Genomic DNA, 15,954 nt, shown 5'->3' with positions numbered 1-15,954 from the left:
CAAGCCCCACCCGGGGAACCACGTCGAGGAGGACGCATGAAGAACACCCGAGCACGCACGCGCATGGCCCCCCGGGCGAGGACGGTGGTCGCGGCCTCGGTGCTCGCGACCCTCGCGCTGTCGGCGGGGGTCCCCGCGGCGGGGGCCACCCCATCTGCCGGATCCGGCCTGGTCAACCCCGGCTTCGACGAGGGCCTGACCGGCTGGAAGACCACGGGCGCCCCGCGCTCGACCACCGTCGAGACCGACGCCGAGGGTGCGCACCTCACCCAGCGCCTCTCCGGGGACGGGACCGTCTCCGCGCGGCAGAAGACGGGCCGGCTGGCGGAGGGCTGGTGGACGGGGTCCGCCCGCGTGAAGTCGGAGGGCTCCCTGGCGGCGTCCCGCATCGGTCTGCGGAACTGCGGGACCGACGGCGAGACCGTCATCCCGTCCACTGCCCAGGACGGGGCGTGGCTGACCATCGCCGCGGACGCCTACGTGACCAGGGCTTCCTGCGAGGTCGTCGTCGAGACGCGCGGCACCGCCGGGGACTGGGTGGTGGTCGACGACGTCACCCTCACGCCCGGCGGGGTGTCCCGCGCGGTCCGTGGTGCCGATCTCTCCAACCTGGCCAAGAACGAGGACCTGGGCGCCGTGTACCTCGACGCCGCCGGACGCCCCGTCGACGCCGTCCGGGCCTTCGCGGACGCGGGTGCCACGGTGGTGCGGCTGAAGGTGTGGGTCGATCCGGCCGACGGGTACAACACCACCGACGAGGTCGTGGCGACGGCGAAGCGCGCGAAGGCCGCCGGCATGCAGGTGCTCGTCGACTTCCACTACAGCGACCGCTGGACGGATCCCGGGGCCCAGGGGATGCCGGCTGCCTGGGTGGGCCTCGCCCCGCAGGCGGTGGCCGACGAGGTCTATCGGCACACCTCCGAGGTGCTCACCGCCCTGAAGGACGCCGGGGCGACGGCGGACGCCGTGCAGGTCGGCAACGAGATCAACCCGGGCATGCTCTGGCCCCTCGGCCAGACCTGGGACGTGATCCCGGGCGACGGCGTCGACGGCGCGCAGTGGGACGACCTGGCACTCTTCCTGTCCGCCGGTTCCCGCGCCGTCAAGGACGTGGACGCGTCCACCGACGTGATCCTGCACCTGACCAACATCAACAACGGCGTCGGCGGGCTGACCTGGTGGTTCGACGAGGTGACGGCGCGCGGCGTGCAGTTCGACACCATCGGGCTCTCCTATTACGGCTTCTGGCACGGGTCGATGGCCGACCTGCAGAATGCGGTCACCACGCTGTCCGCGCGGTACGACCGGGAGGTGCTCGTCGTCGAGAACTCCTACCCCTTCACCCTGGCCGATGACCCCGTGGACCCGTGGGAGAACGTCGTCGCACTCGAGTCACAGCTGGTGCCGGGCTACCCGGCGACCCCCGAGGGTCAGGCGGCGAACTTCCGGGCGATCCAGGACGTCGTCGCCTCCGCCCCGGGTGGCCGCGGCATCGGCGTCGTGAGCTGGGAGCCGGCGTGGACCGCCGTCGAGGGCAACGGCTGGGACCCGGCGGACCCGGCGAGCGGCAACGCGTGGGAGAACCAGGCGATGTTCGACTTCGACGGACGGGCGCTTCCCGCCCTCGCCGAGTTCGCCCCGGACCCGGAACCGCGCCGCAGGTAGTTGCGCGGAAGTGGGCAGCGCTGCCCGCGGCAGATCCGGGGCGGGGGGTGTTCCTCGCCGCAGACCCGGGGCGGGCGGTGTTCCTCGCCGCAGACCCGGGGCGGGCGGTGTTCCTCGCCGCAGACCCGGGGCGGGCCACCGGACCCGCGGGGGAGACCCCGCGGGTCCGGGCGACCGGCGCGGCGGCCCGACGGCGAGGCACAACGGGGAGCCACAACGGGGGTGCAGGAATGCGGCACGGCTCCTCCGCGTTACCCACCCATGGAGTCGCGCCACCGGGCGCTGACTCCGCCACGCCTTCCGGTTCTCAACGGCGCAACCGGGGCGACGACCGCCGGCACTCCCGATGATTGGTACCCCTTGTCTGTCTCCTCCGCGCCGAAGACCCCGGCGAAAGCCGCACCGTTCCCCTACGTGGGGCTGCTGTCCCTCGCGGGGGCGATCTTCGTCTCCGTGACCAGCGAATTCCTGCCCACCGGCCTCCTGCCCGCCATGGCCCGCGACCTGGACGTCGGGATCTCCACCGCCGGGTACCTCGTGACCATCTTCGCGGGCACCGTCGTCGTGGCCACCACACCGCTGGCCGCCGTGACCCAGCGCTTCTCGCGCAAGTCCCTGATCGTCGTCGTCCTCCTGGTGATCGCACTGGCGAACGTCCTCGCGGCCATCGCCCCGACGTACGGCATCCTCGTCGCGGCGCGCATCCTCGGCGGACTCGCGCACGGCCTGTTCTGGGCCGTCGTCGCCGCCTACTCGGCGCACCTCGTCCCGGCCCACCAGCTCGGCAAGGCGGTGGCCATCACGGCCGGCGGCGGGACGGCCGCCTTCGTGCTCGGCGTCCCGGTGGGTACGGCGATCGGCAACGCCCTCGGCTGGCGCGCCGCGTTCACCATCATCGGCGTGGTCGTCGCCGTCCTCGCCCTCGTGATCGTGAAGTTCCTGCCGCCCGTGAACCACCACGTGGAACGGAAGGCCGGCGAGACGCACGTCCCGCTGCGCCGCGACCCCAGCTTCCGCGGTGTCCTCCTCCTGTGCACCGTCATCCTGATCCTGCTGACGGGCCAGAACACGTTCTACACGTACATCGCCCCCTGGCTGACCGACGTCTCGTCCTTCGAGCCCGGCTCCGTGGCCCTGGTCCTGTTCCTCTACGGCGGTGCGGGCATCATCGGGCTCGTCGGGGCGGGCTACGCCGCCGACCGCTTCCCCCGGAAGGCCTTCGCCGGCGTCGTGCTGCTGGTCATGGCCGCCGTCCTCACGCTCGCGCTCTTCACCGCCCACACCGTGGTGGTCCTGATCGCCGTGATCGTCTGGGGCGCGGCCTTCGGCGGCATCCCGGCCATGCTGCAGACGAGGATGTTGCGCACCGCCTCCTTCCGGACCCGCGACCTGTCGGCGGCCCTGCAGACGACGGCGTTCAACGTGGGCATCGGCGGCGGGGCTCTCCTCGGCGGGCTCCTGCTCGACGGGATCGGCCTCGACGTCCTGCCCTTCGTGATGATCCTGCTCGTGGCCGCGGGCCTCGGACTGAGCCTCTCCACGGACACCGTGAAGGACCGCCGGGAACGCCGCCGGCTCCACACGGCCTGACGCGCTTCGGGGCATCCTCGCATGCCTGCGGGCCCACCGGATGGGTCCTTGGTCACAGTCGGAGGTCCCGGCAGGGTTCGGCCACGGGGGTCGGCGGGGCCTCCGAGCGCGGCCTCCCGACGGCGCAGCCGCCGCCCCGAAGGCGCCTGGCGGGGACGCCGGGATCGCCGCAGCTACTGGGAAGCAGGGCTCGCCGGACCCGCAAGGCCGATGCCGCCCCGAAGGCTCCGCCGTGCGGCCCGAACCACCGGCGCGAGGCCCCTGCAAGCGGCTTCTCGCCCCGATCCGCCCGGACCCGGCACTCGTGGCCCGCGTACCGTATGGCGTATGTCTAATTCCACCGAGCCCATCCAAGGATCACCGCCCAGCGAGGACACACCCTTCGAGGTCCCTCCCGGAGACGCTCCCGCGAAGGCTGCGCTGGACAAGCCCGTCCTCTTCGTGTCGCTGTCGATCGTCATCCTGCTGATGCTCACGGCGGTCGTCTTCCCGACCGGCTTCTCGGAGTTCACCACCTCCGTCCTCAACGGTCTCGTGGCGAACTTCGGGTGGGCGTTCGTCCTCACCGCCACCGGGTTCGTCGTGTTCGCCCTGTTCCTGGCCTTCAGCAAGTACGGCCGGATCCCCCTCGGGCAGGACGGCGAGAAGCCCGAGCATTCGCGGGCGTCCTGGATCGCGATGATGTTCAGCGCAGGCATGGGTATCGGGCTCATGTTCTACGGCGTCACCGAGCCCATCTCCCACTACCTCGCCCCGCCCGTCGAGGGCATCGAGCCCGGCAGCTCGGAGGCCGCCCGGCAGGCCATGAACTACACGCTCTTCCACTGGGCCATCCACCCCTGGGCCATCTACGCCGTCGTCGGCCTGGCCCTTGCCTACTCGGCCTTCCGGAAGGGCCGCGGCGCCGGCTTCAGCGGTGCGTTCACAGCCCTCTTCCGCGGCCGCCCCGCACCCAAGGCCCTCCGGGCGATCGACGTGTTCGCGATCTTCGCGACCCTCTTCGGATCGGCCACCTCCCTCGGCCTCGGCGTCCTGCAGATCAACGGCGGACTCTCCAAGGTCTTCGGCGTGGGCACCAGCCTGTCCCTGCAGATCACGCTGATCGCGATCCTGACGGTCTGCTTCGTCCTCTCCGCCGTCAGCGGAGTGAGCCGCGGCATCAAGTGGCTGTCCAACGGCAACATGATCCTCGCCCTGGCCCTGCTGTTCTTCCTGTTCGTCGTCGGGCCCACGGTGTTCATCCTCGAACTCATCCCGGCGTCGGCGGGCAACTACCTCATCGGCCTGCCCCAGATGTCGTCCCGCACGGGCGCCTTCGGCGGCCATGAGTGGCTTGCCGCATGGACCATCTTCTACTGGGCGTGGTGGGTCTCCTGGACGCCCTTCGTCGGCTCCTTCCTCGCGAAGATCTCACGCGGGCGGACCATCCGCGAATTCGTCGTCGGCGTCGTCGCCGTACCCAGCGTCATCAGCGTCATGTGGTTCGGCGTGTGGGGCGGCTCGGCCCTGAACCTGCAGGACAACGGGGTGGACATCGCCGCCGCCACTGCGGAGAGCCAGGAGTCCGCGATGTTCGCGCTCCTCGCCCAGTACCCGCTGGCCTCCGTGACCTCGATCCTCGTGGTCATCCTGGTGGCCGTCTTCTTCATCTCGGGTGCTGACGCCTCCTCGATCGTGCTCGGGTCGCTGTCCTCCTTCGGTGCGGCAGTCCCCCGCAAATGGCTGACCATCCTGTGGGGAGCACTGACCGGTGGCGTGGCCGCCGTCCTGCTCTCCGTCGGAAGCCTCGAGGCACTGCAGACACTCACCATCATCGCCGCGGCACCGTTCCTGCTCGTGATGATCGGGCTGTGCGTGGCACTCATGATGGACCTCTCGAAGGACCCGATCATCACCGGCGCCCGGCGCACCGGGTCGCGCACGGCACGGAAGGCCGCACCGACCCGGGGCTAACGGCCCCCGGGGGCGATGCACCGGGCGGGGAACGCGCGGGGCAGAATGGTGCGATGCGCGCTGTCTGCTTCGACGGGTTCTCCGCCCGCCCTGTCCTCCGTGACGTCCCCGCCCCCTCCCCCTCCCCGGGCGGTGTCGTCGTCCGCGTCGAGGCCACCGGCCTCTGCCGCAGCGACGTGCACGGCTGGCTGGGACACGACGACGGCATCACCCTCCCGCACGTACCCGGCCACGAACTGGTGGGCACCATCGCGACGGTCGGCGACGACGTCCGGCTCTTCTCCGTCGGCGACCGCGTGACGACGCCGTTCGTGTGCGCGTGCGGGCGCTGCCCCGAATGCGTGTCCGGCAACGGCCAGGTGTGCCGCAACCAGACCCAGCCCGGCTTCACGCACTGGGGCTCGTTCGCCGAGTCCGTGGCGCTCCACGACGCCGACACGAACCTCATCGCCGTCCCCGACTCCCTCGACGCGGGCGCCGCCGCGCTCCTCGGGTGCCGCTTCGCGACGTCGTACCGCGGCCTCGTCCACCAGGCACGCCTGGAGGGTGGGGAATCCCTCCTGGTCGTCGGGTGCGGCGGGGTGGGACTGAGCGCCGTCATGATCGGCGCGGCGCTCGGCGCCCACGTGGTGGCGGTGGACATCGACGATGCCGCCCTGCAGCGCGCCGCCCGGTTCGGCGCCGCCCGCACCATCGACTCGTCCGGCCTGTCCCGCGCCGACGTGCTCGCCACCCTGATGGAGGCCGCTCCGTCCGGCTTCGACGTCTCGGTGGACGCCCTCGGGCGGGAGGAGACCGCCGCCGTGGGCATCCTCTCGCTGCGGCCGCGCGGCCGGCACGTGCAGATCGGGCTCTTCCCCTCCGACCCGGTGATCCCGATGGGCGCTGTGATCGGCAGGGAACTCTCTGTCCTGGGCAGTCACGGCATGCCGGCGCGGGACTACCCGGGGCTGCTCGACCTCGTGGCCGCGGACAGGCTGCGCCCGCAGGACCTCATCGAGCGCAGGATCACCCTCGACGACGTCCCCGACGCCCTCGTCGCGATGGCCGGCGACCGCTCCGTCGGCGGCGTGACGGTCGTCGACGTCGGGGCCTGACCTCCACGTCCCGGTCGGGGACGCAGCGGTGGCGCTCGTCGTGGCGCCGCGGCCGGTCCTGCGCGGCGTCAGGACCGCCGGCAGCACCGTCCGCGGTGATGCCGTGCTCGCAGCAGAGGCCGAGCAGCTCCTGCGTGGCCCGGGTGCCGCCGCCGTCCGCCGACGCGGCGTCGGGACCGCCGGACGGCCGCCCGATGACCGGCGCCGGGCGCGGGCGCTTCCGGATGCCCGGCGAACGTGGTGATACTGGGTCATGCGCCCCTCGAACTCCGTCACCCTGCGGTTCCTCGCCTCCCCCACCGATCTCGGCCACAGCGGGTCCGTGGACGCCGGCACCGTACTCGAGTGGGTGGACAAGGCCGCCTATGCCGCCGCCGTCGGGTGGGCGAAGACGTACTGCGTGACCGCGTACGTGGGGAACATCCATTTCGCGGACCCGGTGACCGTGGGCGACCTCGTGGAGGTCGAGGCCACGCTCGTGCACACCGGCACCTCGTCCATGCACATCCGCACCGTCGTCTCCTCCGGGTCGGTGTCGGGGGACGACGCCGGGAAACGCACGGAGTGCCTCGTGATCTTCGTGGCGGTCGGCCCCGACGGCAAACCTGTCCGCGTCCCTCCCTTCGAACCGCGGACCGACGCCGAGCGCGTCGAGAGCGAGCACGCGGTGGCGCGCATCGACGTCCGCAAGGAGATCGTCGAGGAGATGCGCCGCCAGGTCTACACGGACGCCGGCACCGCGGAGCGGACGGTCCTGCGGTTCCTCGCCGCACCCACCGACGTGAACTGGGGCGGGAAGGTGCACGGCGGTACGGTGATGGACTGGATCGACGAAGCCGCTTACGTCTGCTCCACGCGCTACTGCGGACGGGACACGGTCGCCGTATTCTCCGGCGGTGTCCGGTTCCTCAAGGCGCTGCACATCGGGGACGTCGTCGAGGTGGAGGCACGCCTCGTGTACACGGGACTCAAGGGCATGCACGTCGCGGTGCACGTGCGGTCCGGCAGCCCGCGATCGCGGGAGATGGACCTCACCACCACGTGCCTCACGGTCATGGTGGCGCGTGACGACGAGGGCTCGGCGGTCCCGGTGCCGCCGTGGGTGCCCCGTTCGGAGGAGGACCGCCGCCTGCACGAGCACGCACGGAACCTGGCCCTCATCCGCAGCCGGGCTCCGGGGAGCGTCCTGCCCATCCACCTGAGGCCGGTGGCCGATCCGGTGGGCGGTCCGATGGCAGGTCCGGCAGGCGACCCGGCGGCCGACCGCGCGTAGGCTCCGTCAGCCGGCGGTCGCGGACCGCGCCGGCACGCTGAGCGTCCTGCCGTAGGCGGTGACCGAGCGGGTGAAGGTCGTGGTGTTGACCGCGACGACGGTCCCGTCGGAGAGCTTGACCACGCTCACGCCGCTGAACATCAGCGGGCCGGCCGTCACGTGGGCCCCGCCCGTCACCGCCCTCGTCAGTGCCGTCACCTGTGCGTCCGCGGCGTCCACCGAGGCCGTGGTGACGGTCTCGAAGTTCGCGTCGTCGTCCCAGGCGTTGTCCTGGCAGGTGGGTTCGGCCTGCGAGAGCATGGCCGTCATCTGCCGTGCCTCGCCCGTCCGGGCCTGCAGCAGGTGCCCGAGCGTCATCCGGTGGTCGAGCGTGCGCCGCGTCGTGCCGGCCGCCACGACCGACGCCCTCGACCCGAAGCCGTCGCGCAGGCACGGGGCCGAGGAGCCGATGTCGCCGCCCTGGCGGTACGCCGTCGTCGGGAGCTCGCGCAGGGGCACCGAGTAGTCGTGTTCCACCACCGGCATCCCGGCGGCCGTGATGGCCCGGTGCGCCGCCGTCGCCTGCTCCAGGTCCACGAGGGGCAGCGGGCGGCCCGTGCCGCCGGCCACGGTGTGCTCGCGGACCGCGAAGTCCACGCTGCCCGTGGCGGCGAGCTGCCGGGCGAGGTCCACCTGGTTGCTCCACGCCGGGTAGACGCCGAGGTTGACGGCCACGGGGACGTCGCGCCCCAGGGTGCTGGTGAGCGTCGCGTCGAAGCGCTGCACGGCGGAGATGAGGGCCCTGCCGTAGGCGTCGTCGCTCGCCCAGGGACCCCACTGCCCGACGTCGACCATGTCCTGGCCGTGCGAGGGGGACATGGAGGCGTCGTCGAGGAAGATGCCGTCGAACCGGGCGGGAGCGGCGTTCGTGGTGCCCCGCTGCGCGTCCGTGGTGAGGAGCGTGCGCGCCGTCGCCGCGCAGGCGTCGGCGTAGGCCGGGGAGAGGTCCGCCACGGTGAGGTACGAGTAGCCCGGGTAGGAGGCGAAGCCGTCCTCGTTCCGCGCCACCTTCGGATTCGGTGTGGTGACGGCGAACCGCTTCCCCGCCGCCGTCGCCGTATCGGCACAGGAGTTCTGGAAGACCCCGTTCCAGGGCTCGGCGTCCCGCATGGCTCCGATGTTCAGGTAGGCGAGGAACGTGGTGCCGGGATTGGCGGCCTTCATGTCGGAGAGCGTGCAGTCCCCCGGCGCGTCCGTGGTGGCCATCATGGGGTCGACGATCGCCACCGAGACCTTGCCGGTGAGGGCCGCTCCCGGGCAGAGCAGCTGGCCCTGCCGGTAGCCCTGGAGGTAGGCGGGCAGCTGCTGGCCCGTGCCCGCCGGCACGCTGCCCGCATTCGCGGGGGCGACGAGCGAGCTGACGGCGAAGGCGACGGCGAGCACGGTGGACGCGACCATCGTCCCGGCGGCATTCGGTTTCATACCCACATGATGGGCGCGCCCCGGACTCCCGGAACAGGGAAGGAGCCCGCCCGTCGGCAATCCTGAGCAGAACCTGCGAAAAGGCCCTCACCCCGGGTGGTCCGGGGATCCGGACCGGCGTGGGCCGGCCGTGGTCAGGCGGCGGGGCGGCGGAACAGCACCCCGCGGTGCGGCGGCAGGACCACCGACGTCGGCGCGGGCCGCCCCTCGGCATCCACGAGGCCTGCCGGGATCCGCACCCGGCGGCGGCGCCTGCCGTCCTGGTTGAGGTTCACTGCGGCGAATCCGCCGTCGAACTCCCGCCACCACGCGTGCTTCCCGCCCTGCGGCGCGGTCCGCGGGGCGCCGAGCTGCCAGTCGAGTTCCGGGGCGTACTGGAGCCGGCTGTAGTCGTCGTGGGCCGTGGCGCTGTAGGCTCCCCGCCCCTCCCCGAAGATCCAGAACGCCGAGAGCCCGTAGGTGAAGTTGGGGTGCCGGTCGTCGCCGTCCGTGGGGACGCGGAGAATGGCGAGCCCGGGCCCGGCGGCCTGCGACAGCTGCGCCTCGGCCGTGGCCGGGTCGAACAGGTCCACGGGGCTGTACCCGAGCCAGACCTCCTCGAAGCCCCCGCCGAACGCGGCGTGCGCCTCCCACCGGCCCGGTTCGCGGCGCGATTCCGCGATGTTCGGCACGAGGATCTTGCCGACGGCGTTGAGCGCCGTCCCCGCGGCGGCCACGAGGTCGCCGAGGGCCGCCCGCAGCGCGGCCATGTCCGCCAGGCCCTCGAGGGGCAGTCGCAGGCCGTAGTAGTCGTCGAACACGTCGTTGTCGGCCATCACGCCGTCGAAGGGCGAATCCTCCAGTTCCCCGACGACGTTGTCCACCCAGCGGCGCTGGTACCCGGGGTCCCACACCCGCATCTGCCAGTGCCCCGGGTAGCGCTCCCACTCGAGGCGGGTGCCGTCGAGGCGCCGGGCGAACCAGTCCCCGTCCGCCTCCTCCGCCTCCCGGGAGGAGATCCCGGAGCTGAAGACGGGCCCGGGCTCGTAGCTCCGCGTGGAGGACAGGCACTTGTAGCAGAGCACCGTCATGTCCGGGCGGAGGCGCTTGAGCTCCTTCGCGGCGTCCACCTCCCACGGCTGGAGGATCGCCACCCGGTAGTGCTCGGCGGCGAACTCGAGCTGGCCCGGCAGCAGCGGGTCGCCGTACCGGATCCAGGCGCCGACACCCGTCATGAGCCCGACCGCGCGAGGTCGCCGAGTCCGGTCGTCGTGAGCTTGCCGAGGTCCGTGATGTCACCGACGGTCCGGTAGATCTCGTTGTACGAGGACATGATCTCGTGCATCTGGAAGAACTCCTGGACCCGGGTGCGGGCGTTCTCCGCGTAGGTCCCGTAGAGCTCCGGGCTGCCGATCACCGCGCGGATGTTGTCGGCCATCTGCTCCACGTCGCCCGCGACCACCAGTTCACCGCAGGGACCCACCGTCCGGCCGTCCCGGGTGTGGAGCTCGTCGCCGATCAGCTGGCGCATGCCGCCGACGTCGGTGCCGACGGTGGGGATGCCGGCGGCCATCGCCTCGAGCACCACGATGGGCTGGCCCTCGTTGTAGCTCGGGAGCACGAGCAGGTCGAACTGGTCGAGCATGTCGCGGACGTTGACCGTCCCGTGGACGGTGACGTGGTCGTGGAGTCCGAGGCTCTCGATCTTCGCGAGGCACGCCTCGTAGTACTCGGGCACGTGCTCGGTGGGGCCGAGGACGTCGAGGTGGAGGTTCGGGAAGCCGTGCCGACGCAGGAGGTCCATGCTCGACAGGAGGTCGAGCAGCCCCTTGATGGGGACCACGCGCGCGATGTAGACGAGCTTCCAGGTGTGGTCGTCACCGCGCTGCTCCAGGAGTTCCTGTGCGGCACGCCGCGCCCGGTACTTGTCGTCGAACTCCTCGATGACCATGGCGTTGGGCACGACGACGGCCTTGTCGATGTCGGTACCGAGACGCGCGGCCTCCGTGATCGCCGTCGGGTAGAGGTACGTGATGAGGGTGGCGCTCGGGTAGCAGAAGTGGCCCATCTCGGTCCACCACGCCATCCATGCCCGCTGCTCCGGCGTGACGTCGAACGTCCGGTAGTCCTCCGAGGTGATGGACAGCGCCATGTTGCGGTCCAGCAGGGTGTTCACGGTGTCGCGCACGTACAGGTTGTGCTCGGTCAGCAGGAAGGAGGTGTCGTGGTCCCGGGCCGCGGCGGCACCGAGGAGCGAGGCGTAGCCGGTGGTGTGGGCGTGATAGACGCGCGCCTTCGGCATGGTCTCCCCGAGGATGGCGAAGGCGAGCGAGAGGAAGTTCCGCAGCGTCCAGAAGGAGTCCGCCAGGGACAGGTCGAGCTGCGGCATCCGCACGGAGAGCGCCTCCATGAACTCCTTGGACCCCAGCAGCGCCCAGAGCGGGTAGGTGCGGGTGCGCTCGTTGAAGCCCTCGTCGATCAGCTGCCACAGCGGTTCCACCTCGCGCCGCTCGGACAGGGCGTACAGCGCGTCGAACACGCGGTCCGCGAGCGCCGCCCGCTCCGCCGGGCCCATGCCGAGGTCCCGGGAGGAGACGGCCATGAAGTCGTGCCGGTGCTCCTGCATGCTCAGGTAGACGGGGCGCACCCAGACCACGTTCTCGGGCATGCCGTACAGGTCGTCCTGGGGCGACGTGGAGTCCCAGGTGATGTGGATGATGCCGTAGGTGAGGTCCGGGTTGTGCGTCACGATGTCGTGCACCACCGCCGAGACGCCGCCCTTGAGGTACGGGTAGGTCGATTCCATGACGATGGCGACGTCGACGTCCGCGTAGGAGGCCTGCGCCGCCGCCTGGGCCGGATGGAGCGCGGCCGGGGACTGCTCGAGTGCGGCTCGGCGGGCTTTCGGGGTCTTGAACACGTACATGGTTCTTCCTTGGGGCTGGGAGCGGGTCGGGGTGGCGGGTCGGGTGGCGGGGGCTACCAGGAAGTGGCGTGGCGCCAGAACAGCGTGTACTCGGGCTGGGTCCAGTGCCGCTTGTAGAGCACCCAGGCGACGGCGACGAGCACGAGGTCCGCCACCACCAGTGAGCCGTACGCGAGCACGGCTCCGGCGGAGCCCTGCACCACGCCGACCAGCAGGAAGGCCGCGGCGCACAGTGCCACGTGGATACCGCCCAGGACCTGCGGGAGGACCTTCTCCCCGATGTAGTCCAGTTCGTAGCTGAGGAGGGTCAGGATCATGAAGGCCCAGGACGCCACGCCCACCGAGACGGCCAGCAGCACGTTGACGGGCTGGATGCCCTCGAGGAGGAGCACGACGACGAGGGTGAGGATCATGCCGACGGCGCCCGTGCTGAGGATGGCGCGGTCCACGGTCCGGCTCAGCCGCTTCGACCTCGCCGCGAGGACCGTCAGCGGCTCCTCGGCGATGGTCCGGTGCAGTGTCGCCACGGCCCGGTCCACGCGCGGGGCGAGATTCACGAAGTAGTAGTTGTAGGCGATGACGGCGGGCAGCATCGCCAGGAACACGATCACCACCTGGAAGTCGCCGTCCGTGACGAGGAACAGGACGAACTTGTCGGCCCAGAGCACGGCGCCGAGCAGGAGTCCGCGGACGAGGTCGGCCGAGAAGTGACGGGCATCGAGGCGGCGGGCGAGCCGGACGGCCACCAATCCGCGTCCCATGGCCGCGACCTGCGTGAGGGTCCCGAGCAGCGGCGGGAGCCACCAGATGGTGGGCGCTGCGAAGAGTGCTGCGGCGTACGCCACCCAGGCGACGGCCCACAGCCCGCGGCGCTCCCCGACGTTCGCGAGGATGAGCGACTGCACGAAGAGCAGGTGGAGGGCGCAGAGGGCGGCGTAGGTGGCCAGGGCCGGGAGCGACCAGCGCGTGGCGAGCCAGAGCGGGAGGGCGAACACGACGACGAGCGGCAGCGACTGGACGAACATGGCGGGCCAGGTGGTGCAGAAACGGCGCGTGATGGCGGCCATGTCCCGTTCCGCCATGAGGTCGCCGATGGCGCGGTAGGCGGGGAGGCAGGCGGCCTGCGCGAGCCACGGGACGGTGATGGAGGATGCGAGCACCACGAGGGTGAGCTGCACGCCCCCGACGTCGACCGCCGCCATGGCGGGGCTGACGAGCGGGTACACGAGGTTCAGGAGGATGACCGGCGAGAGGTACAGCAGCAGTCCGGCGCCGCGGCGGTTGCTGCCGTCGGACTGCCGCGGGTCGATGCCGCCGGAGGAGCCGGGGCGCGCGAGCATCAGCAGTGTCGCCATCAGCAGCAGTACGCCCGCGGCCAGCAGCACGGAGGACCAGCCGGCGGGCAGGAGGGTGTCGGCGAGCGGCACCAGCGCCGTCAGGATGAGCGCGACGATGATGGCCACCGTGCGGCGTCGGGTGTACGGATCCTGGAGGAGGGACTGCAGAGAGGTCATGGTTTCCCCTGGGCCGGTCGCAGCCGGGACGGCATCGACGGCCTCGTGTGAGACGGAAGGAGGACAGGAGTTCTTCCAGCCGCGGGCCGGCGGAGGCCGCCCGGTAGCTGTGTGCCGTGGCCGGGGCCGGTTCGTCCGCCCACCCCGAAGGGGTAGGGTGCGTCGTCGCCGGCTCTGCCAGCGAGCACCTGGTTCAAGGTATCCATCGGACGGGAACCGCTTCACGAGTACGGATCCCGCGACCTCACGAGGTCACCCGCGCCGCGTCCACCCGATGCATACCTGTCCGCGGGTAGGGCCCTACTCGCGGAGTCCGCTCCGGACTACCTGCCTTCCTGTCCTGGCGCGGGCGCGGCGCCGACCCTCACCGGGACCCGCGTGACGAACGCCACAGGCGGCGCCCGGCGGGCGTCAGCGCCGGGGTGACGCGTCGTTGGCGATCGCGTAGGACTCCTGGATCAGCTCCAGCAGCTGGTCGTGGTCGAGGCGCCCGAGGCGCACGAGGACCAGGGAGTCGTACCGCTCGTGGTGGGGGTGGAGCAGGAAGACGCCCGGCTGCGTCGCGAGCAGCGCGGCACGCTCGTCGGTCTTGACCGTCAGGACGGTGTCGTCCCACATGCGCGCGAAGAGGGTCCGGGCGAACCACGCCGGCCTGTTCCAGCTCAGCCGCTCCGTCGTGCCGGGCAGGGCGAGGCACGCGGACCGGACGTCGTCTTCGCTGACCATGGACCAACCATCGCACCGGGCACGGGGCCGGTCCAGTGATTCCGGCGCTTCCCGGAAGGTCACGGATCGCCTACGACGCGCATACGGAACGGCAACGATCCGCGGGCCCGGGCAACAGTTGGGTTGCGTCCCTGTTCCCGATGCCGGGCAGGATGCACCATGGAACGATCCGCCCACGATACGAAGGAGTAGCCATGGGTCGCCTGACCGTGCGGGTAGTGATGTCATCGGGGGCAGTGGGCCTCGCCCTCCTCCTCTCCTCCTGCAGCCCCGGCCCGGGCCCCGCGCCCGGGGACACCGGAGCGCAGCAGCCCCAGCCCGTGGCCGCAGGCCCGACGGCATCGCCACCGGCAGGGCAGCCCTCCGCCGACGGCACGGAGCCGGCGGACGGATGGTCGACCTACACGACGTCGGACGGTGCCCTGTCCTTCGACCATCCCGCGGACTGGACCGTCGCCGGGGCTCCGGAGCCCCCGCCCGAGGGGGTGTCCGTCGTCGTCGGGGATGAGACGGGCCGACAGCTGGCCACCCTTCGGACGGGGCTCGTCACCGGCGCCGTGTGCCCGGCGGAGATCCCCTACGCGCTGCTCGACACGGAGCCGCTGCCGGCCCTCACGCAGGGTTCGGCCACGCCGAGGTTCGTGTTCGAGGGTCGCACCGACCCCGCCGTCCCCGACCCGGTGGCAGCCTCGACCCTCGCGTACGGCATCACGTCGGCGCCCGAACCCACGGGCCCGACGGCCTGCCCTCTCGCCCACTTCTTCTCGTGGCCGCCGTCCGGTGCCGCCTTCGGCGGCATCTACGACCCGTACCTGGTCTACCCGGGTAAGCCGCAGCACATCGACACACCCCAGGCCTACATGGAGACGCCGGAGTACCAGGACATCAGGAGGATGATCACGTCGCTGCGCCCCGCGGACTGACCGTCCCGGCACGGCAGAATGGATGGAGGAACGGCCCAGCACCGCTCCCCCGACCGCAGGAGGAACTGACGTGGACCGTCGGTCAGTCAGCTACGCCGCCGAGCTGCGCGGGATCCTCCCCCGTCCCGTCCACGGCGGGCGGGCGCTGCTCGGGATCGTCGGTGCGCCCGGCGCCGGGAAGTCCACGGTCGCCGCGGCTGTCGCGGCGCTCGACCCGGCCTCACACACCCTGGTGCCCATGGACGGATTCCACCTGGCAGACCAGGCGCTCGCGGGCCTGGGGCTCCTCGACCGGAAGGGCGCGCCCGAGACGTTCGACGCCCACGGCTATGCCGCCCTGCTGGCACGGCTGCGCGCGAATCCGGACCACACCGTCTACGCGCCCGCCTTCGAACGTGACCTCGAGCAGCCGCTCGCCAATGCCCTGCCGGTGCCGCCGTCGTCGTCCCTCCTCGTCACCGAGGGCAACTACCTGCTGCTGGAGGAACCCGGCTGGCAGGACGCCCGGAACCTCCTCGACGAGGTGTGGTTCATCGACGTCGACCCGGACGTACGCCGCCGGAGGCTCGTCGCCCGGCACATCCAGTTCGGGAAGTCGCCGGCCGCCGCGGAGGAGTGGGTGCGTCGCGTGGACGAACCCAACGGGGCGCTCGTCTCCGCCGGCCGGGAACGCGCCGACCGCGTCCTGGACGTGTCCGCGTGGCAACTCACCTGAATGCCCCTGCGCGAAGGCCCGCCATGACCCCCTCGACCTCGCCGAGCACCCCGTGTTCGTGGAGGACTGCCTCGAAGCCCTCGGCACACTGCACACGCAGGGCGCCGCAGCACTCGTGGCCCGCCTGGCCGG

The 15,954-nt window shown here is 71.7% G+C and carries 13 protein-coding genes; 8 read left to right on the top strand and 5 right to left on the bottom strand.

Annotation, left to right across the window (positions count from 1 at the left end; translation table 11 throughout):
• Window positions 1-36 precede the first annotated feature (36 nt).
• The 6 genes from CXQ97_RS08760 (at window position 37) to CXQ97_RS08735 (ending at window position 7,578) form a co-directional block, all read left to right on the top strand.
• Window positions 37-1,665, top strand: a complete 1,629-nt coding sequence (locus tag CXQ97_RS08760; RefSeq protein ID WP_104180486.1) for a glycosyl hydrolase 53 family protein — start codon at window positions 37-39, stop codon at window positions 1,663-1,665.
• A 360-nt stretch (window positions 1,666-2,025) separates the two neighbouring features.
• Entirely contained in the window at window positions 2,026-3,255 is a 1,230-nt protein-coding gene (locus tag CXQ97_RS08755) for an MFS transporter (protein ID WP_181035026.1), read from the top strand.
• A gap of 327 nt (window positions 3,256-3,582) precedes the next feature.
• Window positions 3,583-5,208: a BCCT family transporter gene (locus CXQ97_RS08750; protein ID WP_104180484.1), complete on the top strand. Its 1,626-nt coding sequence runs from the start codon at window positions 3,583-3,585 to the stop codon at window positions 5,206-5,208.
• 53 nt (window positions 5,209-5,261) lie between these two features.
• Window positions 5,262-6,305: a zinc-dependent alcohol dehydrogenase family protein gene (locus CXQ97_RS08745; RefSeq protein ID WP_104180483.1), complete on the top strand. Its 1,044-nt coding sequence runs from the start codon at window positions 5,262-5,264 to the stop codon at window positions 6,303-6,305.
• Between the two features lie 28 nt (window positions 6,306-6,333).
• Window positions 6,334-6,549 (top strand): hypothetical protein, encoded by a 216-nt coding sequence (locus CXQ97_RS08740; protein ID WP_104180482.1) that lies wholly within the window; start codon window positions 6,334-6,336, stop codon window positions 6,547-6,549.
• A 9-nt stretch (window positions 6,550-6,558) separates the two neighbouring features.
• Window positions 6,559-7,578, top strand: a complete 1,020-nt coding sequence (locus tag CXQ97_RS08735) for an acyl-CoA thioesterase (protein WP_104180481.1) — start codon at window positions 6,559-6,561, stop codon at window positions 7,576-7,578.
• A 6-nt stretch (window positions 7,579-7,584) separates the two neighbouring features.
• On the opposite strand, the gene CXQ97_RS08730 is transcribed toward CXQ97_RS08735, so the two are convergent.
• The 5 genes from CXQ97_RS08730 to CXQ97_RS08710 all read right to left on the bottom strand — a co-directional run bounded on the left by CXQ97_RS08730 (window position 7,585) and on the right by CXQ97_RS08710 (window position 14,184).
• Window positions 7,585-9,039 carry a hypothetical protein gene (locus CXQ97_RS08730; protein ID WP_104180480.1) on the bottom strand — a complete coding sequence of 485 codons (1,455 nt, stop codon included), beginning with the start codon at window positions 9,037-9,039 and terminating at the stop codon, window positions 7,585-7,587.
• Window positions 9,040-9,173: 134 nt separating this feature from the next.
• A complete protein-coding gene (locus CXQ97_RS08725) occupies window positions 9,174-10,253 on the bottom strand; it encodes a putative glycoside hydrolase (RefSeq protein WP_104180479.1) in 1,080 nt (359 codons plus the stop codon).
• Window positions 10,250-11,944, bottom strand: coding sequence for a GT4 family glycosyltransferase PelF (gene pelF / locus CXQ97_RS08720; protein WP_104180478.1), 1,695 nt, complete (start codon window positions 11,942-11,944; stop codon window positions 10,250-10,252). The genes CXQ97_RS08725 and pelF overlap by 4 nt, the downstream gene beginning before the upstream one ends.
• Before the next feature lie 53 nt (window positions 11,945-11,997).
• Window positions 11,998-13,458 (bottom strand): hypothetical protein, encoded by a 1,461-nt coding sequence (locus CXQ97_RS08715; protein ID WP_104180477.1) that lies wholly within the window; start codon window positions 13,456-13,458, stop codon window positions 11,998-12,000.
• Between the two features lie 411 nt (window positions 13,459-13,869).
• A complete protein-coding gene (locus CXQ97_RS08710; RefSeq protein ID WP_104180476.1) occupies window positions 13,870-14,184 on the bottom strand; it encodes an MmcQ/YjbR family DNA-binding protein in 315 nt (104 codons plus the stop codon).
• Window positions 14,185-14,378: 194 nt separating this feature from the next.
• Between CXQ97_RS08710 and CXQ97_RS08705 the strand changes: the two genes are divergently transcribed.
• Both CXQ97_RS08705 and CXQ97_RS08700 read left to right on the top strand, forming a co-directional pair.
• Window positions 14,379-15,107 (top strand): hypothetical protein, encoded by a 729-nt coding sequence (locus CXQ97_RS08705; protein ID WP_104180475.1) that lies wholly within the window; start codon window positions 14,379-14,381, stop codon window positions 15,105-15,107.
• Between the two features lie 70 nt (window positions 15,108-15,177).
• Window positions 15,178-15,822, top strand: coding sequence for a nucleoside/nucleotide kinase family protein (locus CXQ97_RS08700; protein WP_258062439.1), 645 nt, complete (start codon window positions 15,178-15,180; stop codon window positions 15,820-15,822).
• Window positions 15,823-15,954: the final 132 nt, after the last annotated feature.

Origin of the sequence: Arthrobacter sp. B0490 (genome assembly GCF_002929355.1) — a bacterium.
Classification (GTDB): domain Bacteria; phylum Actinomycetota; class Actinomycetes; order Actinomycetales; family Micrococcaceae; genus Arthrobacter_D.
This window is presented reverse-complemented; position numbering and strand designations above follow the sequence as displayed.

Bases quoted from the DNA above. Each gene is read 5' to 3' on its own strand.
- CXQ97_RS08710 (WP_104180476.1), bottom strand. From the start codon at position 14,184: ATGGTCAGCGAAGACGACGTCCGGTCCGCGTGCCTCGCCCTGCCCGGC.
- CXQ97_RS08735 (WP_104180481.1), top strand. From the start codon at position 6,559: ATGCGCCCCTCGAACTCCGTCACCCTGCGGTTCCTCGCCTCCCCCACC.
- CXQ97_RS08705 (WP_104180475.1), top strand. From the start codon at position 14,379: ATGGGTCGCCTGACCGTGCGGGTAGTGATGTCATCGGGGGCAGTGGGC.
- CXQ97_RS08750 (WP_104180484.1), top strand. From the start codon at position 3,583: ATGTCTAATTCCACCGAGCCCATCCAAGGATCACCGCCCAGCGAGGAC.
- CXQ97_RS08745 (WP_104180483.1), top strand. From the start codon at position 5,262: ATGCGCGCTGTCTGCTTCGACGGGTTCTCCGCCCGCCCTGTCCTCCGT.
- CXQ97_RS08725 (WP_104180479.1), bottom strand. From the start codon at position 10,253: ATGACGGGTGTCGGCGCCTGGATCCGGTACGGCGACCCGCTGCTGCCG.
- CXQ97_RS08730 (WP_104180480.1), bottom strand. From the start codon at position 9,039: ATGAAACCGAATGCCGCCGGGACGATGGTCGCGTCCACCGTGCTCGCC.
- pelF (WP_104180478.1), bottom strand. From the start codon at position 11,944: ATGTACGTGTTCAAGACCCCGAAAGCCCGCCGAGCCGCACTCGAGCAG.
- CXQ97_RS08715 (WP_104180477.1), bottom strand. From the start codon at position 13,458: ATGACCTCTCTGCAGTCCCTCCTCCAGGATCCGTACACCCGACGCCGC.
- CXQ97_RS08760 (WP_104180486.1), top strand. From the start codon at position 37: ATGAAGAACACCCGAGCACGCACGCGCATGGCCCCCCGGGCGAGGACG.